The organism is Grimontia sp. THUN1695, from assembly GCF_059704325.2.
The window spans coordinates 171,113-191,517 of sequence record NZ_AP046576.1 but is presented as its reverse complement, the minus strand read 5'-3'; the positions used below and the strand labels follow the sequence as shown (position 1 = coordinate 191,517).

The following is a 20,405-nucleotide window of genomic DNA, read 5'->3' as shown; positions in this document are numbered from 1 at the left end:
CCTATGGCAACATATCTGGGTATCGATGTCGGCACGTCGGCAGTTAAAGTCATTTTGATGGGAGAAAATAGCGAGGTAATAGACACTCAATCTGTCTCCTACCCATTCGAATCGCCCAAACCGCTATGGCGTGAGCAGGACCCTGAGATATGGTGGAATAGCACCCGGACGGCTATCCGGAAACTTCAGAAACGGCAGTCATATGCCTGGCAAGCTATCGCTGCAATTGGGTTGTCAGGCCAGATGCACGGTGCGGTTTGCCTTGATGCGCAGAACACACCTGTCAGACCGGCCATCCTTTGGAATGATGGCCGGGCATTTGAAGAGTGCGCCATACTGAACCAACGATTTCCACATATTGGAGTGAACGCTGGGGTTCCGGCCATGCCGGGCTTTACCGCGCCAAAACTGCTGTGGCTCAAACAGCACGAGCCAAACACGTTCGCCCGCATCTGCACCGTGGTTCTTCCTAAAGATTATGTCCGGCTGAAACTGACCGATGAGCTTTGCACCGATGTCAGCGATGCCGCCGGCAGCTTGTGGCTGAACGAGCGTTTACGGAGCTGGAATGAAAACCTTCTTTCAGCGTGTGGCCTCGCCATATCCCAAATGCCCAGGCTCATCGAAGGTAACATGATCAGCGGGACACTGACCGTTGAAACAGCGGCTGAATTTAACCTTTCGGTTGATACACCAGTGTGTGGCGGGGGCGGTGATGCCGCTGTGGGTGGTGTCGGCATTGGCGCAATTAATGATAGTGATGCCTTTATTTCTATCGGGACATCTGGGCAACTGTTTGTTGCCAAAGAGCGGTATGTCGCCAACCCGGAAAAACTCGTGCACGACTTCGCCCATGCCGTGCCTGAGCGCTGGTACCAGATGGCGTGTCTTCTCAATGGCGCCAGTCCCCTGACATGGTTTGCTTCTATTTGTGGAGAGACTGTGCCCAAGCTGATCGCAGAAGCTGAAACCCACTTTAGTGGCGATGAGTCAGTGATGTTCCTGCCATACCTCAGTGGCGAGCGCACCCCACACAACAACCCATTTGCCACAGGCAGTTTCCAGAACATGACGTCCAGTACCCAGCGCCACAACATGACGCAAGCTATCCTGGAAGGCATTGCCTACAGCTTCAAAGATTGCCTGATTGCTCTGTCTGACAAAGACGGTAAACCGCCATTTCGGGAGTTAGGGGCCATCGGAGGTGGCGCACGCAGCCGGTATTGGCTGCAAATGCTGGCTGACGTACTGGAAGTACCGATAAAACAATATGTCGGTGGGGAAACGGGTCCGGCATTGGGGGCGGCTCGTCTGGCAAGACTCAGTGTGACAGGAGAAAGCATTGAAGCAATCTGCACCCCTCCTGACGTCTCGGAAGTGTTTCACCCCCGACAGGAACAGTCAGCATATCATGAGAGACAACACCAGCGGTTTACCGACTACTATCACCGCCTGGCCTAGCGGGTATTAGTGAAGTGAAAGGATGAGCAGGCTTATGTCAGCAACAAAGAAAAATCCAGTATGGGAGTTTATCCAGATTGGAGAGAGCGCCATCTGTTACCGAGAGCATGGCGTCCCTCATCACAGCATTCATTGGCATGTACATGAGCAGTATGAACTACATCTGATTATCAAAACCCATGGCAAAGCGATGATTGGCAACCACCTGGGGCCATTTTCACCAGGTCAACTGACACTCGTCGGCCCTTGGTTACCGCACAACTGGGAAAGTAACCTCCAACCTGACGAAACCCACTCACTTCGCGACATGGTGATTGTTTTTGAAGCCGACCTGTTTGACAAAGCCATCCACTCGTTTCCAGAACTGGCGCAGTTAGGTCCCATGTTGGAACAGGCCAAAATGGGACTGGAGTTTCTCAACGTACCGTTAGAGATAGCCATTGAGTCTTTTTTGAAAGTCAGGGAAAGCGCAGGTGTGACACGGCTGGTGAATTTTCTGGCTTTTCTGGATTACCTCAGCCAAAGAAACACGCGGATATTGTCGAGTATGCCAGCTTCCGAGGTGAAAGATGCCGGTACGCTCCAGGCCCGTATCAATGATGTTGTCGACTATGTGATGACCAATTACCAACAGCCTATCCGCCTGAAAACGATGGCAGACAGATTGGGGATGACAGAGTCTTATTTTTCCCGCTTCTTTCATCAGTCGTCAGGGCATCGCTTTACCGATTTCGTCAACCGGGTCCGCATACAGCGTGCCTGCGTATTGCTCAGTGACACAGAAGACACAATCGCAGGGATTAGCCAAACCGTTGGCTTTCACAACCTTGCCAACTTCTCACGCCAATTCCGCCGTATTAAAGGGCTAAGTCCACTTGCTTACCGCAAAAAACACGCCCCCCAAATAAGAATAAACTAAGCAAAACAGTGTTATTTACACCTGACATGATTCATTTAACTGCAAATACTTATTCATTGGCGATCAGCCACTTTCTCAGCAGACTGGCGAGTTGCGTCTGTTCCTCCTGCGTAAAGGGCGACAGGATCTGTCGTTCGTTTTCAAAATGTTGCTCTATTGCTCGGTTAATCAACGCATTACCTTCATCCGTCAGCGAGACCAAACAACTTCTTCTGTCCGTTTCACTGGCTTGCCTTACGACCAGGCCACGCTTGACCAATCCATCCACGCGCGTACTCATTGCGCCAGATGAGAGCATCAGTGTTTGATAAAGCTCCGTTGGAGTAACAGGTTTCCCTGCCCGGCGCAGCGATGCCAGAATATCGAATTCAATGCTACTGAGGCCATGTTGTTTAAACACGTCATCAAGCTTTGGTGTCATTAACTGCTTCATTCGACTAAGACGGCCAATCACCCCCATCGGCGAACAGTCTAAATCCGGCCGTTGTTCTGCCCACTGCGCAAGAATTGCGTCAACATGATCAGTTTTCATCCTGTCTTTTGCTCATCACTGGATTTATCTTTTCTAAAAGATACTTGATCTAATGGGTCAAAGCGAATAGTTTATCTTTCACAAAAGATACTTTTCACAAAAACAACTGGAGACATGCGTGGCAAATTACCTGTTAGCAGCCCTTGTTCCGCTTTTATGGGGGAGCACTTACGCAGCCGTCAGCCTGTTCCTGCACGACATGTTACCATTTTGGGTCGCAGTCTGGCGTGCACTGCCTGCTGGCTTGCTGCTTCTGTTATTAAAACCGGGGAAACCGCCCCTATCTTGGTTCAGAATGTCACTGCTGAGCATCTTTAATATTGGCGCTTTTTTTCCGTTGCTGTTTATCGCCGCCTATCGCTTACCCGGTTCAGTCGCAGGCACTCTAGGCGCAACACTTCCCCTGATGCTGATGTTCATGCAGTGGTTGATTGAAGGCAAAAAGCCTGAGTGGAAAATGTTGCTGCTGGCTATCGTCGGCTTCTCCGGCATTGTTTTGATCCTGAATCCAAGCGCGGATATTGATCCTATCGGTGCGGGGGCTGCACTGACAGCAACGGCACTGGTTGCACGCTCTTCACTATGGCTGAAAGACTGGCCAGTAACGGATATTTTTCGTCTTACTGCCTGGCAACTGACGCTGGGGGGGCTGCTGTTGGTACCGGTTGCTTTGCTGGTCGAAGGAGCCCCTAAAGCCATCACAACAGCCGAACTGCCTGGCCTTATCTGGATATCCCTGCTGAACAGTTCATTTGCCTACTGGGCATTTTCCCGTTCCATTAAGAAAATCGGTGCCGACAGCATGGCAATGATCAGCATGCTCAATCCGTTAGCTGCTGTGGCCCTTGGGATATTTCTGGTCGGAGAGATTTTGGGGCCACTCCAGTGGATGGGCATCGCACTGGTGGTAACCAGCCTGTTACTGATGGTGCACAGCAAGCAAAAGACGCAAAAACCCTGCGAACCTGCTCGCACATATTATCCAAAAGCCATTCAGAAATCCGTACGCACGTCTAAGTTTAAAGACAGGTACTGAACTGGAATTTCTCCCTGCCCGACGTTTGTATGAGCGGTCTGGCTTTGAAACACGCGCCCCCTTCGGTAACGACACTGATGATCCCTACAGTGTCTTCTATACCTAGGTATTGCTCCCGTTCAGTCCAGCCTGACTCCCGTCCTCTTCTACTGTCGGGTAATACACAACGTTATGGATAACGTCTATCAAAGATTATGAACACAAAAATTGACATCATTGATTACCACCCGCGCTACACAGACCAGACAGTTTCCATGTGGCGCATCAGTAAAGAAAATGCCTTGGGGATACCCGAGGCCCATGATTTTGACCAACACCGTTATTATCTGAACCGCATACTGGCAGCAACCAACCACATTTACCTTGCCGTCGAAAAACGCACAGAACGCGTGTTAGCAATGATTGCATTTGATGACCGCTTCATTACTCAGCTCTATGTTGACCCAAACTACCAACACCAGGGGATCGGCAGTGCACTGGTTGAGCTCGCCAAAGAAACCACCCACCAGGATTTACACGTTTATACGTTCGAGATAAACCAAACAGCGCGCGCATTCTGGCAAAAACACGGGTTTGTAGAAAAAAAGTCAAGACAACACTGCAACGAAGAAGGTCTGTTGGATATTCTGTGCGAATGGCAACGCAACGCGTGGCTCTATGTCGCCAGCTGACTCTCTAACTAACATCAACCACATGATATTTCGCCTATTCCACCGCCAACACCAATCGAATAACTTAATGGTTACAAGTAATAATTTGACTTGTCGCTGACCTCGCAAAGCTGTAACTTGCGCGCTCTTTTGGAACGGTGCAGAGAAAGTTGCTGATGTTGTGCACCGCCGGAGTTCACCCTAATCACCTGTAACGTCAGGTCGTTTGGGTATAAACGATAGTCTTGATTATTCAATCGGTTCTTATAAATGTGAGCGGCACGATCCCACTGAGCAACTATCGTTTATTTGAGTTAACGTTAACGATTGATGCACGCACTCACTCCATCCGTACGAAATTCACTACCTGGGGCATTGACAGTAATGACTGACAAAAACACAGTTCGACCAGCAGTCGAGAACACGAACCAAGCGAATTCTAACGACAGATTGCTTGTGGGCTGGCGTGAATGGGTTGCCTTACCAGATATCGGTATCTCAGCGATAAAAGCGAAGGTAGACACAGGCGCTCGAACCTCGTGCCTGCATACCTTTGGCATCGAAGAGTATGAAAAGGATAACGAGAAGTGGGTGAAATTTATGATTCACCCCATTCAAGACGACAACGTGACCCAAAAAGAATGTCACGCGAAAGTCAAAGACATGCGCAATGTGCGTGACTCTGGTGGTCATGAAACCCTGCGTTATGTCATTGAAACAACATTGGTGATTGGTGATTTGTCATACCCGATTGAGATGACACTCACCAAGCGCGACACCATGGTATTTAGAATGTTGCTGGGTCGCACAGCGATGGAAAACAGACTGATGGTTGATCCGGTGAAATCCTACCTCGTTCAGGCGCCACAAGGTTAAAAATATGAAAATTGGCATTTTATCCCGAAACGAAAATCTTTATTCCACTCGTCGCCTGATCGAGGCGTGCGAGGCGCGCGGCCATGAATACAAAATTATCGATGCCCTGCGCTGTTACATGAACATCAACTCCACCCAACCCTCTATTCACCTGATGGGTGAAGATCTGGTGGGCTTTGACGCTATCATTCCACGTATCGGCGCCTCAGTGACCTTCTACGGTACGGCGGTTTTGCGCCAGTTTGAGATGATGGGCGTGTACACCCTGAACGATTCTGTGGCAATTTCACGCTCGCGGGACAAACTGCGTTCACTGCAATTGCTGTCGCGTAAGAATATTGGTATGCCAATCACAGGATTTGCGAGCAAACCGGGCGATATTAAAGACCTTCTGAACATGGTGGGTGGCACACCGGTGGTGATTAAACTGCTGGAAGGTACTCAGGGTATCGGCGTAGTACTGGCTGAAACCCGTAAAGCGGCGGAGAGTGTTATTGAAGCCTTTATGGGCCTGAAAGCCAACATCATGGTTCAGGAGTACATCAAAGAAGCAGGCGGCGCGGATATTCGTTGCTTCGTTATCGGCGATAAAGTGATTGCAGCAATGAAGCGTCAGGCGCTGCCGGGCGAATTCCGTTCAAACCTGCACCGTGGCGGCAGTGCCTCACTGGTACGTATTACCCCTGAGGAACGTAAAACGGCGGTTGCGGCGGCAAAAGCAATGGGTCTTCATGTGGCAGGTGTTGACTTGCTGCGCTCAGAGCGTGGACCGCTGGTGATGGAAGTAAACTCTTCACCCGGTCTTGAAGGGATCGAGACGGCTACCGGTAAAGACGTAGCAGGCCTGATCATTGATCATATAGAGAAAATAGTCTCTTCTCCGAGGACAAGGACACGTGTCAAAAGCCAATAATAAAAACAGTGCCTTCGAAATTGGCGGGGTCACCATCCCGCCAGGTCAGCGTGCAAGCGTTGAGTTTGAAGTAGCTAAACTTTACACACACTCTCCGCTGTCTGTGACAGCAGAGGTGGTTCATGGAAAGAAACCCGGTCCCGTATTAATGATAAACGCGGCCATTCATGGTGACGAGCTAAACGGTGTTGAAGTGGTTCGTCAAACCCTAGAGCGTTTAAATCCTGCCACGTTGAAAGGCACTGTGATTGCAATCCCCGTGGTTAACGTGTTCGGATTTATCCATAAATCCCGCTACCTCCCAGACCGTCGTGACCTGAACCGTTGCTTCCCGGGTTCTGAGCGCGGCTCTATTGCTGGCCGTATGGCGTTTCAAATCTTCGAGCAAATTGCCCGTCGTTGTACTCATATCATTGACTTGCACACGGCTGCCATCTATCGCACTAATTTGCCACAGATCCGTGCAAACCTGTCAAACGAGCAAACCTGCAACATGGCATTGGCATTCGGTACGCCAGTGATTATTGATGCTGCGTTGCGTGAAGGCTCTTTACGTTCTGAAGCAGAAAAAATTGGCATTCCGGTGCTAACGTATGAAGCTGGGGAAGCACTGCGCTTCGAACCGTATGCCATCACTGCCGGTGTTAAAGGCGTGAAACGCGTCATGCAGTACCTTGGCATGATCCGTAAAACCAGCAAGAAAACCAACGTTGAGCCTGTTATCGCCCGTGCAACCCGCTGGGTGCGCGCAGAAGCTGACGGTATCCTGCGCTCACATGTTTCACTGGGTCAACGGGTAAGTAAGGGACAATCCCTGGCATCAATCAGCAGCCCGGTCGGCAGCGAAGAGATCCAAATTTACGCACCTCAGGGCGGGATCATCATTGGTCAGCAAACCCTGCCGCTGGTTAACGAAGGCGACGCAATCTATCACATTGCTTTCTTTGAAGAGCCGGACAAGCTGGTCGAGCAGCAGGTTGAAACCTACCTCGACGAAGTGGTGGATGATGCCAGCAACGAAATCAAATGGGGTATTGGTGTAGCGTAAGCTGCTATGGTATCAACGGAAGTGTTTTTCCGGAGCAATCAATGAAACCCGCGGGAGGAGTGATGTGCCAAAACGCTGTTGAAATGCCGTCTTCATCTTGCTGGTTTCATCCACAACTTCCAGCGCCACTATCTGGTCAAATTCATCAACGTAAAGCCGGATGTTGCCGATATAGACTGCCCTATCGTCCGCACGTACCAAAAATATCAAGGGTTCAGGAAGTGGCATGGAAAGGTAAGTGAATGTGCCGCCTTCATCTGAGCGCCGTTTCAGTGTGGTTAATCGCATCGTTTTTCTGGGGACTGCAAAATAAAAGGGCTCTCCCCACTTAGCCAACAAACCGATGGGTTCACCATCACTCTCCGCACTTCCGGAAAGCCAGAGAAGAATTCGTTCGCCGCTGAACGGTGTAAACGTATCCGTTTCCTGCTTTAAATCCGCCGCAACAACAGCCGGTAGCTTGGACATCTTACCAACCACCATCACTTCACCATCTTTGATCTGAGATAAATCACTGAACGTAACTGATCGGGTGTTGTCCGATGCACACCCAGAAAAGACAATAAGACCAACTACCAGCAGTAGCGCACGGTAAATCGCCAGAACAAGGACTGGCAGACAGTTGGGTTGAGTATGAAAGTACGGTAGAAATGTCATGATTCAACCTTAGTATAGGCTGGACAATGTGCTGATAAGGATGTGAGATGAAATAAGTTTGTAGGTGTTGCGGTCAATTTCTTACTTCGCTGACGGCAAGTTTTATACCCTCAGCATTTCTTTTAACAGATCGAAGGTGAAAAGTATGCGTAACTGGGATTCTGTAATCACTACTGCCAAAAAAGGGAACCTGGATCCGCCGCGTCGGATAGAAAAGTCAGACGTCGATTGGCAGGCAGAACTGAGCCCGGAGCAGTTTTACGTGACACGTAAACATGGAACAGAGCCCCCGTTCAGCTCTGAAATGTGTAGGCTATTTGAGCCAGGCATTTACACCTGTGTCTGCTGCGGCGAACGGCTGTTTAATGCCAATAAAAAATTCGACTCCGGCACCGGCTGGCCTTCGTTTACCGCGCCTTTGGAAAAAAACGTGGTGGCGTACAATATGGACATTTCCCATGGAATGACACGTGTGGAAGTCACCTGCAATGTGTGCGATGCACATCTTGGACACGTTTTCCCCGACGGGCCCCCGCCAACCCGCCTACGTTATTGCATCAATGCCGTCGCGTTAGAGAAAGAAAAATAGCCCACGTCAGCGAACGTATTGGAACAGCGGACACTTGCCCTGTGAAAGCAAACTGATATCGCTTACCATAAACTCAGGCACTGACTCCAATACAAGGCATAACGTAATGAATGATGACGACATCCTGACCAGTGAAAACCTGATTGAGATTGTTGAAAACCAGTTGGCAGACAACAACCCGAAGAAAGTAAAAGAAACCCTGATGCGCCTTTGCATGACAGGCTCAACCCAGGAAGAAGCCATGGAATATATCGCCTGCGCCCTGATGGTTGAAATCTATGATGTAGCGAAAGGCGGTGGGGAGTTTAACCTCAAGCGCTATGAAGAGCACCTGGACATGTTGCCGGAAATGCCTTGGCAGGAAGATCTGGAAGACTGATTCTTCTTTGATAAAAAGCGCCCGAAGGCGCTTTTTTGATAGTTAAACTGGCTCCATCGGCATGGACATTACACTAAGGTCATTCAGCCAATAAAGCATGACTAGGTGACATACCACCACAACTGCCGTTAAAAAAGCCCGCATCAAGGTATACCAGAAAGGATAAACACCCTTGAACATCAACACCACTTCCAGCAAGAACAACAACGCAAAGGAAGCAATCAACATATACAGCGAATAAGGCAATGGCATCAGCAACGCCGCGACAGCCACCAGCGAGAAAATAATCCCTACTGTTAACCCATTGCTTGGTTTATCTGCCCCTGCTCCGCTGATCGTCATTCCCCATACCGCGCCGGAAAGAAACGCCAGAATCATTGCGCTGTAGCTGTTAAAGGCATAAACCAAGCCATGCTGCCAGGCATCTGGCCACAGTGGTAGCAACATACCCAACGCGACAAAGGGGATAAGCCCTAACGCACCATAGATAAGCGCCGTTTTCTTCATTGTCGGTTCCCTCTTTTCCAAGCCAACATTCCCCTTAATACGGGAGGACTTCAGCGTATGTTCAGTCCTGCAGTAAAGGATGTCCTTCCGGCAGCTGCTTGTGAATCCACAGCACCAGTTTGTGCTTCATGTTTGGTCCATCCTCTTTATCCAAAGCCAGTGGCACCAGCACTTTATCTTCCACCAACAACCGGTAAATACATTCAATTTTCACCTTATTGGATGTGCCCTCATCAAATGTCGCGAAGCCACGCTTTCGGGCGTACTGCTCACCAATCTGTAGCGCTTTTTTGAGCAACTGGGCCTCATGTTTAATTTTTTTCATGGTGTTACTCCAGCAATTGTTTTCGCCAGCATAGCAGAGAGATGGGAAAACCGTTGTGACCATAACCGAGAGATGATCAAAGAACCCACGACTAATCAGCCCTCTGGCGTCAAAATGAGCGTTTTGTAAACGTGTGCCCCAGCAAATAACACGGGTTATAAATAGTGACAAAACGAAAAAAGGCGGGTAACCCTACCCGCCTTTGCCCAGCCAAAAACAGCGTTACCCACGCTCGGCCGTTATTTTAATCACGTCAACCACCACAGCACTTGCCGCTTTGAGTGATTTCACCGGCAGGTACTCGTAGATAGAATGGAAGTTGTGTGCACCGGTAAAGATGTTCGGGCACGGCAAACCTTTCTGGGAAAGCACCGCGCCGTCGTAACCGCCGCGCATTGGAATCGCTTTCATCTCGATGTTATTGCGCGCGTAAGCCAGTTTCGCAATCTCAATCGGGAAGCCTGCGTCACCTTCCAGACTGTTTGCCACGTTCTGGTAACGGTCTGCCAGCGAGATAGAAACTGTGCCCTCGCCCCACAGCATGTCGCAGCTTTCAGCAAGTTTTTTCAGAAAGTCCATCCGGGCTTTGTAACCGGCTTTGGTAAAATCACGGACATCCATTTTCAGCACAGTTTTCGCACTGTTGCCCGACATTTCTTTCACCCAGTAGTAGCCTTCTGTTCCTTCGGTGTATTGCGGTGCCTCACCTTCCGGCAGCATGCTGATGAACTTGTGCGCCATCAGTAGCGAGTTTTTCAGTTTGCCCTTGGCTGACATTGGGTGTGCAGACTGACCGGTGAACGTCACCACCACATCACCCGCATTCCAGTTTTCATACACGAACTCGCCAATGCCACAGCAATCAAGCGTATAGCCAAAGTCTGCACCGAATGCGTCTACATCAAAGGCTTTTGCACCACGAAGGCCTTGTTCCTCATCCGGCAGGAACGCCACTTTCACGTCGCCATGTGGGATTTGAGGGTTGGCAACCAGAAAACTCAGCGCATCCATGATCGCGGCAATGGCGGCTTTGTCATCCGCCCCCAGCAGACTGGTACCGTCTGTCACCAGAATGTCGTCGCCCACATAGTTAGCAAGCTCTGGGAACTCCGCCAGTTTCAGGGTAATGCCCAGCTCTTTGTTCAGGCAGATGTCACCGCCTTGGTAACTGACAATCTGTGCCTTGGTGTCATTGGTTTGCTCGGCGCTGGTATCCAGGTGGGCAAAGAAAGAGACGGTTTTCACCTGCTCTTTCTGCCCTTCCGGCAGGTTTGACGGCAAGGTCGCGGTCAGAATGGCAGTATCGCGCAGCTCGATGTCTACCAGACCCAGCGCTTCCAGTTCGCCTTTCAGCAGGCGCGCCAGTGTCATCTGCCCATCTGACGATGGCATGATCCCTGCGGCGCCTTTCTCACGACTGGTTGTGGTATTGATGCGGGTATATTGCAAAAAACGATCGACAATATTCATGTTTCTGTCCACTTCATATCAATGAGGCTGCGGGTATGACTGCCGCAGCCTCAGAGGATCACTTAACGCTCAGTATTACACTAGGAACTGGGAGCACACCAATGCGGTTGCAAGGCCACCTAACATTGGGATCATAGTGCGTTTTGCCAGCTCAATCGGCGATACGTTTGCCGTCGCCGCACAGGCAATTACCACGCCCGCTACCGGTGATGCTGAACGCATGATGCCCGCTGCCAGCTGCATAGGCATCGCAACGTGTGCAGCAGTTGTGCCCACTTGCGCTGCCACATCCGGTGCCAGGTTAGAGAAGCTGAAGAACGATGCATTACCCGAGCCTGAGAGCATGGTAACAACCACAATGATACCCACCAGGATCAGCACCATCGCCATGTAACCGAGGCCCAGGTTCGCTGCGCTGCCTAAAAGCAGGTCGATAAAGCCGATGGTAGTCAGACCGACGACAAACACTTGCGCAGAGATAATCAGGCTTACCACGCTGGAGAAAACGTTGCCCATGCCTTCCAGATACACTTTCAGTGACGCTGCAACCTGTTTGCCGTCGCGGGTGTAGATGAAATCTGCCACCATAGAAACGAACAGGGCAATAAACATCGCTGTCACCACATCCATACGCACGCTGGTAATCGCAAACTTACTGAATACCAGCAGCAACACCAGTGGCAGGACAGGCAGGATAGCAAACCATGCTGGCGCGTTACGCTGCTCTTTGGCATCAATGTTAAACTCGTGGCTGACGCCTTTCTCTACATCTTTCTTGTCGAAATAACGCTGGCTGAAGAAGTGCAGCACCGCAATCACAATCATGGTCACGATAGCGACCGGCAGCTGGTAGCTCGCAAAGTAAGTTGCCACATCAACGCCTGAGACTTCTGCCGCTTTGTTTGCCGCAGAAGACGCCGGGCCCAGGTCCAGACAACCCGTGGTTGCCACAACTGCCGCTGCAGCCGCCGGGTTACAACCTACGCCCACCAGCACAGGATACATTGCCACCAACAGCAACAGTGCCAGCCCCGTTGCACTCGGGATAAAGATGTTGATCAACTGGCCAATGATGTAGGCCATCGCCAATACCAAGTAAGGGTTTTTAATATGGGAAAGAGGCTTGGTGGCGATTTGGACCATGGCATTGGCAGCGCCAATATGGCCCATGTATTTGGAAAAGCCGCCGACCGCCATGATGATCAGGCCCAGCTTCGCCAGAGTCGAAGAAGAAAGGACTTTGATGACTTCAAAGAAATCAACAATCAGTGAACCGGTAGGCTTGCCCCCTTTGGGAATGAAGTCGGTTGCACCGTCCATCACACCCAATGCAATCATTAACAAACCCGCAAGAAATAAAACCGCCTGGGTGTTATATTTCTTTACAATGAAATAACCAACGCCAAATATTATTGGCAAGGCAAGAAAAGTAACCATTTAGACCCTCATCTGATACTGCAAAATGAAATCATTTCAAAACAAAAATTTCTAAAGGCATTGAGACAGTGGTCCTCAAGTGAAAATCAGAACCTCTAACTCAATGATAAAAAACATTAATTTAACAATAGTTATAGGAAGATCTACATTCAGTGCAGACACTTTCATATGCATACTTTCATTGCCATAAGGGGAGTTCAAGAGAATTAGGGCTCTGGTGATATGTTCTGTGATTAAACTAATTTATTTGATAAATAAGTGGATAAATTAATAACTTTCCCATCATTTAATTGATTGAAATCTATTTTTGAAAATGAAAATAATATTAGCCAATGAATAATTGCTCACAAGTCATCCCGATTTTGGCTAACACTTAATCTCATCACACTTATTTGCTCACATAATATTCAACAGCATCCAATACGCCTTTCACCCCAAAGCGTCACTGCGATTGGAACCGTTTTCGTCTCTTCCCTGATATCAGGCAGTATCATTTTTCGTGAGTTTTGCTAAGGTCGGTAACAACCAAGTGAACACCCAAGGCTCGCCCCCCTTCGGGGTAAAAGGAAAAAAACAGATTATGGATATCCAAACCCTGCTGCTATTTGTGGTGGCTTCCCTCTCCATCAACCTGATCCCGGGACCAGATGTGGTATACATTGTCTCCAATACCATGGCGGGGAAAATGAAGATAGGGCTTCGCGCCGCCATGGGGCTGGGGGTTGGTTACGTTGTTCACACACTGGCAGCAGTGTTTGGCCTTTCGGCGATTATCGTCAATTCCGCCGTTGCTTTTATGGTGGTGAAATACTTAGGCGCAGCCTACTTGCTTTACCTTGGCCTCAGTGTCCTGAGACGCTTTTGGGCAGGCAATTCCAAAATCACCGTCAGTGCCCAGCAGGCACCCACGAAAAATGTGTTCAAACAGGGTGTATTGGTGGCGGTTTTGAACCCCAAAGTGGCCCTGTTTTTTCTCTCCTTCCTGCCACAGTTTATTGACACCACGGCTGCATCACCGGAATCCCAGCTTCTGCTTCTTGGCATTGTTTTCTGTCTGACGGCCACGTTTTGTAACCTTACCTACGCAATTGCCGGCAGCTGGCTGTTTTCTTCTGCAACCTCAACGCGGTTCTCAAGGGTGCTCGAAGGGTCATCCGGTATGTTACTGATAGGTCTGGCGGGGAAAATCGCACTGGGGAAAGAGTGAAGACGCAGCCGCTGTTTGATTAAAATACACGCTAACATCCTGCATTTTCAGGTTATTTGGGTATAATGTTCTGCACTTTTAAAAAATTGCAGGACTCACTGTGAATCACGCTCCCACTAAAATTACCTTCTTTGAATGGCTGACCCCACTTGTCGCATCAGGAAAGAAAACCATCACCATCCGTGACAAGTCTGAAAGACATTATGTGCCCGGCACCCGCGTGGATGTCCACACGCTGGAGAAAGATGAGTACGTATGCCAGATTGATATCGTTTCCGTTGAAAAGATTGGATTCGATGACATCAATGAAGAGCACGCCGCGCAGGAGTTTCTCCCGCTGGAAGAGTTGAAGCCCCTTATCCGCAACATCTATCCAAACGATGAAGAGTTCTACGTGATCACCTATACGCTGGTGGCATAAATCGACATGGCAGCAGAAATCTCGGCCATTATTCTCCTATCTGCCGTCAACACACGGAGCTGCGGCGGGGCTTCTGGTATCGGTGACCGATTCGAACAACTGTGGTAGTGGCATCGAGGTAAACAGGCAAAACCCCGTCTATTCTTCCAGTATCAAATCTCAGACACATAAACGCCGATGACGTGTTTAAATAGAAAGACCTAAACAAGTGAGAAGCCGTATGACTGATCTTATTCTGCGCTGCGAATGTGGCGAATTAGAAGGCACCTTGAAGCATGTGTCACCGACATCCGGTAACCACATTGTGTGCTATTGCAATGATTGCCAGGGGTTCGCCAAACACCTTGGCAATGAGCAAAAATGGCTCGATAAATGGGGCGGTACCGATATCTTTCAGCTTGCACCGGCAGCCATCGATATTCACAAAGGCGCGGATCAGTTACGCTGTGTAAGAATGACACCCGGTGGCATCTATCGCTTTTATACGGCCTGCTGCCGCACGCCGATCGCCAATACCATTAGCCGTAAGCATCCTTTTGCTGGGATCCTGACTGCCGCCATCCATGGTGTAAACAAGGAGCAAGCCTTGGGGCCAGTGAAATGTTATGTCATGGGAAAATACGCTAAAGGCAATCCCCCGACTCACCCCCATCCCAAATTTTCCCTGCTGTCTCTGTGGCTGATCATTCGCTTTATGCTGAAAAACAAAATTAAGGGCACGAACGTCCCCACCCCGTTTTTCAATGATGATGGAAAAGCCGTGGCGGCACCAGACCAAAAAGTCACACGTGGGTAAGGTAGCTATTTCACCCGCTTGGGACGCTGGAAATCGAAGAAATGCTCCACGCGATTTCTTCCGCGCTCCTTGGCAAGATAGAGCGCCTGATCCGCCTCTTCGAATAAGTCTTGCGGCGTCATTACGCCTTTGCCGGGGGGAAAGCGAAGTAATACCAATACTCATGGTCACTTTGTGATGCCACGGGAATTGCAGTGCCTCAAATTGACGGCGAATGCGTTCTGCAATCTCAATAGCGTCATCTCGATCAAGTTCAGGGCATATAACAACAAACTCATCACCCCCCCAGCGACCAATGTGATCATGTTTTCTTAACTGGGAAAGCAAATGTTCTGCCGCTACAACCAATCCCTTGTCTCCAGCTCGGTGCCCTTCGGTATCATTCAGGTTTTTAAAATTATCAAGATCTACCACCAGTAATGAAAGCGTCCTTGCGTAACGCTTTGCCCTTTTTACTTCATCCTCAAACCGCTCTTCGATATGACGGCGGTTATAAACCCCCGTCAGAGCATCATGCATGGAATCTGATTCCAGGCGTTTAAAATCAGTGATGTCACGAATAATGGCGATACTGCCCTGATGTTCCTCAAAAGAAAACGAAGAGATAGCAATACTCAATGGAATTCGTTTTCCCGACTTGGTCACGCCTTTTATTTTCGTATTACGCCCCCCCATCATTCGTCTGCCACCTTGTTTGACAAATGCTTTCCTAAGGTTTTCGTGATGCTCCTGCTTAGTCGGTTCAACCAAATCTTCAATTTTGAGCTTTTTCGGTTCAAACTCACTGTAACCGAAAATGTCTGATGCCATTTGGTTTGAGCGAAGTATATTGCCTTTCGAATCTGAATAGATAAATGCATCTGGGGATGCCTGAAAGATAACGTCAATCTCCCTTGCCCGCATCAGTACCTTTCTGCTAACCACGGAAATGACGACAGCAAAACCGAAGATGATCATAAGGGGGATAATCGTACTTACCAGCGTCCACTGCTCGTACCGGGCATTACTCAGTGAAGCCACCTGATAGTGGTCGTTTAAATTTGGGATGATATCCATTCTTAGCCTGGACAACGCATCACGGGCAGCCAAGTCATCAACCCTTACAATAGCGTCGAGCTTTTTTGCTGGCAGATCAGCGCATAGTGAATATAAGCATCGTTAAGCTTCCGGAAATACTCATTCAGGGTGCGTTGAACCTGAATAAGATCTCTCACATCCCGTTCTGGCAAGTCAGATAAGATCAACCGGAGCAATGCATCATTGGTCACCCAGTACGCTTTTGTCGCCTCCCGGTAATACACTTCATCCCTGCGCAATACATAGTTTTTAAAGTGATGAATAAAGCCAATATAACCAAAAGAACGCTCAACGGCGGCAAGATCCATGGCGGTTTGCATCACTTCTAGCGACTTGTCATTCCAAGATTCATTAATATATTCTGCGTGTCTAGCCTGCTGAAAGTTATGCAATACCAGCATCCCCGCCACAATCAGCGTAAGTATAACCAGCACGACATTGACTTTTTTGGGAGACATAACCATGCCGCCATCTCTCTTTGAGCATCCAATGTCTCAAAGTTTAGACAAGCATTTCTCTGATGCAGAATAACGTTGAAAATATGTGAATGAGTAAGGTTTAAGGTAAAAAATAAAAGAAGTGATCAAAACTACTTTTTCTAACAATGTCACGTTAAGTCGTCTGCAGTTTCTTCTTAACAGCACCCATTCGTTTGTTCCAAAACTCGCGGTATTTAAAGTAACCGTAAGTAGCAACCAGTGAAAAGAACAGGTACGACAGCGCAAAGATGAGTGGTGAGGTAATCAGTTCACGTTCCAAGCTCCACATTACGCCAAACACAGTAATACCCAACTTCGCGGCAAATCCTGAAATGAGCAGAAGGAGTGCCAGTTGAGGGTATTTCGTATGACGGAAACTCAGCCAGTAACAACAGCCGACAGCCAATGTCGCCAACGAAAAACCTACCATGTAAGAATGGAAGTGATCGCCAGCAAGAATGCCACCGACAACGGAAAGAAAAATAACCACTAAAAAGGCCATTTTTACTCCAATAAGCAAGATTAATGAAAAATTTAAACGTATTTTGTTCAACAGACGTTATTTTTACACATTTTATCGATATGCACCAAAAACAGGACATTACAAACCCATAACACCACCATACAACTTTAGGTCGATGTAAGAGAAATTTCTTCAGTATATTAATAGGTTAATCTCGATCAGGCACATCACATACTTGTTACTTTATTACTTTTAGAAATATCTCGTTACAAATCAGGTGTAAAAGTATGCGACTTATACTTGCCTAACGTGAACTGTCAGATCTCTTTACACGCTCCCTACCTCTTTCTCCACTACGATGTCCATACTCACCATAAAAACACCGCTGTCATCGATACTTCACTTTACATATGAAAAATCGAATATATGATTTATCAAATATAGGTGTTCTCGCCTTAATTGATCATTCGCGCTTTAAAGGAAAATCTATGACTATCAAAATAGGTATTAACGGTTTCGGCCGTATGGGACGTCTGTCATTTCGTGCAGCATTCGATCAGGCAGATGTTGAATTTGTTCAAATCAATGATCCAGCTGGCAATGCAGAAACCCTGGCGCACCTTATCAACTTTGATTCCGTTCATGGCCGCTGGCACCACGAAGCGGTTGCTGATGGTGATAACATGGTGATCGGCGATACAGTGATTCAATGTACCCAGAACAAAGCGATTGGCGATACCGATTGGTCTGGTTGTGATGTCGTGATTGAAGCCTCCGGCCAGATGAAAACCCAGAGCCTGCTGAATGCCTACCTCGAACAGGGCGTGAAGCGTGTTGTGGTAACAGCACCGGTGAAAGAAGACGGTGTGTTAAACATTGTCATGGGTGTCAACCATGACCAATATAACCCAGACGCCCACCGTATCGTGACCGCCGCTTCCTGCACCACTAACTGCCTGGCCCCGGTAGTAAAAGTGATCCATGAAAAACTTGGCATTGTCCATGGTTCCATGACGACCATCCATGACATTACAAATACACAAACCATTATTGACACCCCCCATCAAGATCTCCGTCGAGCCCGTGCTTGCGGCAGTTCGTTGATTCCGACGACAACAGGCTCTGCCACCGCGATTACCCACATCTTTCCGGAACTGCAAGGCCGGCTGAACGGTCATGCTGTCCGTGTTCCGCTGACCAATGCCTCACTGACGGACTGTGTTTTCGAACTCAGTCGTAAGACAACGGAAACAGAGGTAAATGCATTGCTGAAAGAGGCAGCCGATGGCGAACTGAATGGCATTCTTGGCTATGAAGAACGACCGCTGGTCTCTATCGATTACCGCACCGACCCACGCTCAGGCATTATTGATGCGCTATCAACGATGGTCATCAACGGCACCCAGTTAAAACTCTACGTCTGGTATGACAACGAATGGGGCTATGCTAACCGTACCGCTGAACTGGCACTGATGATAGGCCGCATGGATAACACACAATAGGAGCAGTTTTATCATGCCGTTTTCTGCCATTTCCCGGGAAATGAAACAGTACCTGATCGTCACAGGTAACTACTGGGCGTTTACCCTAACCGATGGCGCATTGCGGATGCTCGTGGTGCTGCATTTTAATGGGCTTGGGTACAGCCCGCTGCAAATCGCACTGCTGTTCCTGTTCTATGAATTTTTCGGTGTTGTGACCAATCTGGTTGGCGGCTGGTTAGGCGCTCGGATCGGCCTGAACCGGACAATGAACATTGGCTTGGGACTCCAAATCATTGCCCTTGCCATGCTGATGGTTCCCGCTAGCATGCTGACAGTTGCGTGGGTGATGGCCGCTCAGGCACTGTCGGGAATCGCGAAAGACCTTAACAAGATGAGTGCCAAGAGTGCAGTAAAAACCCTGGTGCCCGCGAATGCAGATGGCACACTTTATAAATGGGTGGCGATATTGACAGGCTCCAAAAATGCCCTGAAAGGCGCCGGATTCTTTTTCGGCGGTATGCTGCTGTCTATGCTGGGGTTTCAAGGTGCCGTCACGGCAATGGCGGCGGCACTGGGTCTGGTTTGGCTAATGAGCCTGATATTGCTTAACGCGGAATTGGGTCAGGCTAAAAACAAGCCTAAATTTACCCACCTGTTTTCCAAAAGCACCTCAGTAAATGTCCTTTCTGCCGCCCGGCTGTTTTTATTTGGCGCCAGGGATGTCTGGTTTGTGGTCGCACTGCCGGTTTACCTTACCAGCCAGTTCGGTTGGGAGCACTGGTATGTCGGCGGCTTCCTTGCCACCTGGGTGATGGGTTACGGTATTGTGCAAGGCTTTGCCCCGCGAATCACCGGTAAAACTCCAGATGGGCGTACAGCCATGGCATGGGCCGGTGCACTGGCTTTTTTGCCGGCGTCCATCGCCGTTGCCTTGATGCAGAATATATCGCCAGCATTTTCGCTGATCACTGGGCTTTTGGTGTTTGGTGCTGTGTTTGCCGTCAATTCATCACTCCATAGTTACCTAATAGTCAGCTATGCCCGGGAAGATGGTGTATCAATGGATGTCGGTTTCTACTACATGGCCAATGCAATGGGTCGCTTGACTGGCACCTTGCTTTCGGGCTGGATTTATCAGGATTACGGGCTGGTTGCCTGTCTTTGGGCATCTGCAGCTATGTTGGCTTTGGCGAGTGCCATCAGTTACTGGCTGCCGACAAACCTACAAGACACGCCGGTAGTTCATTGACCCATTCATTAAAAAGCCGGGAAAATCCAACCCGGCTTTTTCATTTCACGTTTTGTCAGGCAACGGAACAGTAATTCTGCACCAGGATCTGTTTCTCACGATACGCTTTATTCAAGGCGCTGACTTCAACAACCGGCCCTAACATTTTTACACGCATCAGCGTGCCTCGGGACCCAGAAATCTCAGCCGCGCGACCATCAGAGTAGTCACTGACATATTGGAAGGTTTCGATTGCAAGATGCAGCAAGTTAAAGTCCTGTCGACGGACTGAGAGGTAAGAACGCCACATCAGCGCATCGAAAACTTCTGCGGTATTGTATGCTCTTATCACAAACCGCCAGCTTCTATCTTCACCATAGAAGTCTAAGGGGAAAAATTTGCGGATTCGTTTTGTCGTTTTCAATGTGATATCTCTTATTCCATGTGAAAA

The 20,405-nt window shown here is 48.9% G+C and carries 23 protein-coding genes and 1 pseudogene; 14 read left to right on the top strand and 10 right to left on the bottom strand.

What is annotated here, in order from left to right; all coding sequences use genetic code 11:
• The first annotated feature begins 3 nt into the window (after positions 1 to 3).
• Positions 4 to 1,461, top strand: coding sequence for a xylulokinase (gene xylB / locus AC6IB1_RS00920; RefSeq protein WP_497566521.1), 1,458 nt, complete (start codon positions 4 to 6; stop codon positions 1,459 to 1,461).
• Positions 1,462 to 1,495: 34 nt separating this feature from the next.
• Complete coding sequence (locus AC6IB1_RS00915; protein WP_497566520.1) at positions 1,496 to 2,380, top strand: helix-turn-helix domain-containing protein; 885 nt, start codon at positions 1,496 to 1,498, stop codon at positions 2,378 to 2,380.
• 49 nt (positions 2,381 to 2,429) lie between these two features.
• Here the strand turns inward: AC6IB1_RS00915 and AC6IB1_RS00910 are convergent, their stop codons facing one another.
• Positions 2,430 to 2,912 (bottom strand): MarR family winged helix-turn-helix transcriptional regulator, encoded by a 483-nt coding sequence (locus AC6IB1_RS00910; RefSeq protein WP_497566519.1) that lies wholly within the window; start codon positions 2,910 to 2,912, stop codon positions 2,430 to 2,432.
• Between the two features lie 118 nt (positions 2,913 to 3,030).
• Between AC6IB1_RS00910 and AC6IB1_RS00905 the strand changes: the two genes are divergently transcribed.
• The 5 genes from AC6IB1_RS00905 (at position 3,031) to AC6IB1_RS00885 (ending at position 7,435) form a co-directional block, all read left to right on the top strand.
• On the top strand, positions 3,031 to 3,948 hold the full coding sequence (locus AC6IB1_RS00905) for a DMT family transporter (protein ID WP_497566518.1): 918 nt from the start codon (positions 3,031 to 3,033) through the stop codon (positions 3,946 to 3,948).
• A gap of 194 nt (positions 3,949 to 4,142) precedes the next feature.
• Positions 4,143 to 4,619 (top strand): GNAT family N-acetyltransferase, encoded by a 477-nt coding sequence (locus tag AC6IB1_RS00900; RefSeq protein WP_497566517.1) that lies wholly within the window; start codon positions 4,143 to 4,145, stop codon positions 4,617 to 4,619.
• A gap of 363 nt (positions 4,620 to 4,982) precedes the next feature.
• Positions 4,983 to 5,474: a putative ATP-dependent zinc protease gene (locus AC6IB1_RS00895; RefSeq protein WP_497566516.1), complete on the top strand. Its 492-nt coding sequence runs from the start codon at positions 4,983 to 4,985 to the stop codon at positions 5,472 to 5,474.
• 4 nt (positions 5,475 to 5,478) lie between these two features.
• Complete coding sequence (gene rimK / locus AC6IB1_RS00890) at positions 5,479 to 6,387, top strand: 30S ribosomal protein S6--L-glutamate ligase (RefSeq protein WP_005502335.1); 909 nt, start codon at positions 5,479 to 5,481, stop codon at positions 6,385 to 6,387.
• On the top strand, positions 6,371 to 7,435 hold the full coding sequence (locus tag AC6IB1_RS00885; RefSeq protein ID WP_497566515.1) for a succinylglutamate desuccinylase/aspartoacylase family protein: 1,065 nt from the start codon (positions 6,371 to 6,373) through the stop codon (positions 7,433 to 7,435). Before rimK ends, AC6IB1_RS00885 begins: the two co-directional genes overlap by 17 nt.
• A 12-nt stretch (positions 7,436 to 7,447) precedes the next feature.
• On the opposite strand, the gene AC6IB1_RS00880 is transcribed toward AC6IB1_RS00885, so the two are convergent.
• On the bottom strand, positions 7,448 to 8,092 hold the full coding sequence (locus AC6IB1_RS00880; protein ID WP_497566514.1) for a hypothetical protein: 645 nt from the start codon (positions 8,090 to 8,092) through the stop codon (positions 7,448 to 7,450).
• Between the two features lie 145 nt (positions 8,093 to 8,237).
• On the opposite strand from AC6IB1_RS00880, the gene msrB reads away from it, so the two are divergent.
• Together msrB and AC6IB1_RS00870 are read left to right on the top strand one after the other, a co-directional pair.
• Positions 8,238 to 8,681: a peptide-methionine (R)-S-oxide reductase MsrB gene (msrB, locus tag AC6IB1_RS00875; protein WP_497566513.1), complete on the top strand. Its 444-nt coding sequence runs from the start codon at positions 8,238 to 8,240 to the stop codon at positions 8,679 to 8,681.
• A 106-nt stretch (positions 8,682 to 8,787) separates the two neighbouring features.
• Complete coding sequence (locus AC6IB1_RS00870; protein WP_497566512.1) at positions 8,788 to 9,060, top strand: hypothetical protein; 273 nt, start codon at positions 8,788 to 8,790, stop codon at positions 9,058 to 9,060.
• A gap of 42 nt (positions 9,061 to 9,102) precedes the next feature.
• Here the strand turns inward: AC6IB1_RS00870 and AC6IB1_RS00865 are convergent, their stop codons facing one another.
• The 4 genes from AC6IB1_RS00865 to dcuC all read right to left on the bottom strand — a co-directional run bounded on the left by AC6IB1_RS00865 (position 9,103) and on the right by dcuC (position 12,799).
• Positions 9,103 to 9,567 (bottom strand): DUF3429 domain-containing protein, encoded by a 465-nt coding sequence (locus AC6IB1_RS00865; RefSeq protein WP_497566511.1) that lies wholly within the window; start codon positions 9,565 to 9,567, stop codon positions 9,103 to 9,105.
• Positions 9,568 to 9,628: 61 nt separating this feature from the next.
• Positions 9,629 to 9,892 carry a DUF5062 family protein gene (locus AC6IB1_RS00860; RefSeq protein WP_497566510.1) on the bottom strand — a complete coding sequence of 88 codons (264 nt, stop codon included), beginning with the start codon at positions 9,890 to 9,892 and terminating at the stop codon, positions 9,629 to 9,631.
• A gap of 222 nt (positions 9,893 to 10,114) precedes the next feature.
• The gene (gene pepT, locus AC6IB1_RS00855; protein WP_497566509.1) at positions 10,115 to 11,362 is read right to left on the bottom strand and encodes a peptidase T; all 1,248 of its coding nucleotides are present in this window, start codon (positions 11,360 to 11,362) and stop codon (positions 10,115 to 10,117) included.
• A 75-nt stretch (positions 11,363 to 11,437) separates the two neighbouring features.
• Positions 11,438 to 12,799 carry a C4-dicarboxylate transporter DcuC gene (dcuC, locus tag AC6IB1_RS00850; RefSeq protein ID WP_497566508.1) on the bottom strand — a complete coding sequence of 454 codons (1,362 nt, stop codon included), beginning with the start codon at positions 12,797 to 12,799 and terminating at the stop codon, positions 11,438 to 11,440.
• 580 nt (positions 12,800 to 13,379) lie between these two features.
• On the opposite strand from dcuC, the gene AC6IB1_RS00845 reads away from it, so the two are divergent.
• The 3 genes from AC6IB1_RS00845 to AC6IB1_RS00835 all read left to right on the top strand — a co-directional run bounded on the left by AC6IB1_RS00845 (position 13,380) and on the right by AC6IB1_RS00835 (position 15,223).
• Positions 13,380 to 14,006, top strand: a complete 627-nt coding sequence (locus AC6IB1_RS00845; RefSeq protein WP_497566507.1) for a LysE family transporter — start codon at positions 13,380 to 13,382, stop codon at positions 14,004 to 14,006.
• A 100-nt stretch (positions 14,007 to 14,106) separates the two neighbouring features.
• Entirely contained in the window at positions 14,107 to 14,427 is a 321-nt protein-coding gene (yqfB, locus tag AC6IB1_RS00840) for a N(4)-acetylcytidine aminohydrolase (protein ID WP_497566506.1), read from the top strand.
• A 220-nt stretch (positions 14,428 to 14,647) separates the two neighbouring features.
• Positions 14,648 to 15,223 carry a DUF6151 family protein gene (locus tag AC6IB1_RS00835; RefSeq protein WP_497566676.1) on the top strand — a complete coding sequence of 192 codons (576 nt, stop codon included), beginning with the start codon at positions 14,648 to 14,650 and terminating at the stop codon, positions 15,221 to 15,223.
• A gap of 159 nt (positions 15,224 to 15,382) precedes the next feature.
• Here the strand turns inward: AC6IB1_RS00835 and AC6IB1_RS00830 are convergent.
• From AC6IB1_RS00830 to AC6IB1_RS00820, 3 genes and pseudogenes are all read right to left on the bottom strand, one after another.
• Positions 15,383 to 16,126 (bottom strand): annotated as a pseudogene (locus tag AC6IB1_RS00830) (sensor domain-containing diguanylate cyclase); the annotation flags it as partial.
• 197 nt (positions 16,127 to 16,323) lie between these two features.
• On the bottom strand, positions 16,324 to 16,758 hold the full coding sequence (locus AC6IB1_RS00825; protein ID WP_497566505.1) for a hypothetical protein: 435 nt from the start codon (positions 16,756 to 16,758) through the stop codon (positions 16,324 to 16,326).
• Between the two features lie 154 nt (positions 16,759 to 16,912).
• Positions 16,913 to 17,281, bottom strand: coding sequence for an NADH:ubiquinone oxidoreductase (locus AC6IB1_RS00820; RefSeq protein WP_497566504.1), 369 nt, complete (start codon positions 17,279 to 17,281; stop codon positions 16,913 to 16,915).
• A gap of 449 nt (positions 17,282 to 17,730) precedes the next feature.
• On the opposite strand from AC6IB1_RS00820, the gene AC6IB1_RS00815 reads away from it, so the two are divergent.
• Both AC6IB1_RS00815 and arsJ read left to right on the top strand, forming a co-directional pair.
• Positions 17,731 to 18,744 (top strand): ArsJ-associated glyceraldehyde-3-phosphate dehydrogenase, encoded by a 1,014-nt coding sequence (locus tag AC6IB1_RS00815; protein ID WP_497566503.1) that lies wholly within the window; start codon positions 17,731 to 17,733, stop codon positions 18,742 to 18,744.
• A gap of 13 nt (positions 18,745 to 18,757) precedes the next feature.
• Positions 18,758 to 19,975 (top strand): organoarsenical effux MFS transporter ArsJ, encoded by a 1,218-nt coding sequence (gene arsJ, locus AC6IB1_RS00810; protein WP_497566502.1) that lies wholly within the window; start codon positions 18,758 to 18,760, stop codon positions 19,973 to 19,975.
• A 55-nt stretch (positions 19,976 to 20,030) separates the two neighbouring features.
• Here arsJ and AC6IB1_RS00805 read toward each other — a convergent pair whose 3' ends face one another.
• Positions 20,031 to 20,378: a hypothetical protein gene (locus AC6IB1_RS00805; protein ID WP_497566501.1), complete on the bottom strand. Its 348-nt coding sequence runs from the start codon at positions 20,376 to 20,378 to the stop codon at positions 20,031 to 20,033.
• Positions 20,379 to 20,405 lie beyond the last annotated feature (27 nt).

Coding starts and splice junctions, on each gene's coding strand:
- AC6IB1_RS00825 (WP_497566505.1), bottom strand. CDS start 16,758: ATGTCTCCCAAAAAAGTCAATGTCGTGCTGGTTATACTTACGCTGATT.
- pepT (WP_497566509.1), bottom strand. CDS start 11,362: ATGAATATTGTCGATCGTTTTTTGCAATATACCCGCATCAATACCACA.
- AC6IB1_RS00910 (WP_497566519.1), bottom strand. CDS start 2,912: ATGAAAACTGATCATGTTGACGCAATTCTTGCGCAGTGGGCAGAACAA.
- AC6IB1_RS00870 (WP_497566512.1), top strand. CDS start 8,788: ATGAATGATGACGACATCCTGACCAGTGAAAACCTGATTGAGATTGTT.
- AC6IB1_RS00835 (WP_497566676.1), top strand. CDS start 14,648: ATGACTGATCTTATTCTGCGCTGCGAATGTGGCGAATTAGAAGGCACC.
- AC6IB1_RS00880 (WP_497566514.1), bottom strand. CDS start 8,092: ATGACATTTCTACCGTACTTTCATACTCAACCCAACTGTCTGCCAGTC.
- AC6IB1_RS00845 (WP_497566507.1), top strand. CDS start 13,380: ATGGATATCCAAACCCTGCTGCTATTTGTGGTGGCTTCCCTCTCCATC.
- AC6IB1_RS00895 (WP_497566516.1), top strand. CDS start 4,983: ATGACTGACAAAAACACAGTTCGACCAGCAGTCGAGAACACGAACCAA.
- dcuC (WP_497566508.1), bottom strand. CDS start 12,799: ATGGTTACTTTTCTTGCCTTGCCAATAATATTTGGCGTTGGTTATTTC.
- AC6IB1_RS00860 (WP_497566510.1), bottom strand. CDS start 9,892: ATGAAAAAAATTAAACATGAGGCCCAGTTGCTCAAAAAAGCGCTACAG.
- AC6IB1_RS00820 (WP_497566504.1), bottom strand. CDS start 17,281: ATGGCCTTTTTAGTGGTTATTTTTCTTTCCGTTGTCGGTGGCATTCTT.
- AC6IB1_RS00815 (WP_497566503.1), top strand. CDS start 17,731: ATGACTATCAAAATAGGTATTAACGGTTTCGGCCGTATGGGACGTCTG.
- arsJ (WP_497566502.1), top strand. CDS start 18,758: ATGCCGTTTTCTGCCATTTCCCGGGAAATGAAACAGTACCTGATCGTC.
- AC6IB1_RS00915 (WP_497566520.1), top strand. CDS start 1,496: ATGTCAGCAACAAAGAAAAATCCAGTATGGGAGTTTATCCAGATTGGA.
- xylB (WP_497566521.1), top strand. CDS start 4: ATGGCAACATATCTGGGTATCGATGTCGGCACGTCGGCAGTTAAAGTC.
- msrB (WP_497566513.1), top strand. CDS start 8,238: ATGCGTAACTGGGATTCTGTAATCACTACTGCCAAAAAAGGGAACCTG.
- AC6IB1_RS00865 (WP_497566511.1), bottom strand. CDS start 9,567: ATGAAGAAAACGGCGCTTATCTATGGTGCGTTAGGGCTTATCCCCTTT.
- AC6IB1_RS00900 (WP_497566517.1), top strand. CDS start 4,143: ATGAACACAAAAATTGACATCATTGATTACCACCCGCGCTACACAGAC.
- rimK (WP_005502335.1), top strand. CDS start 5,479: ATGAAAATTGGCATTTTATCCCGAAACGAAAATCTTTATTCCACTCGT.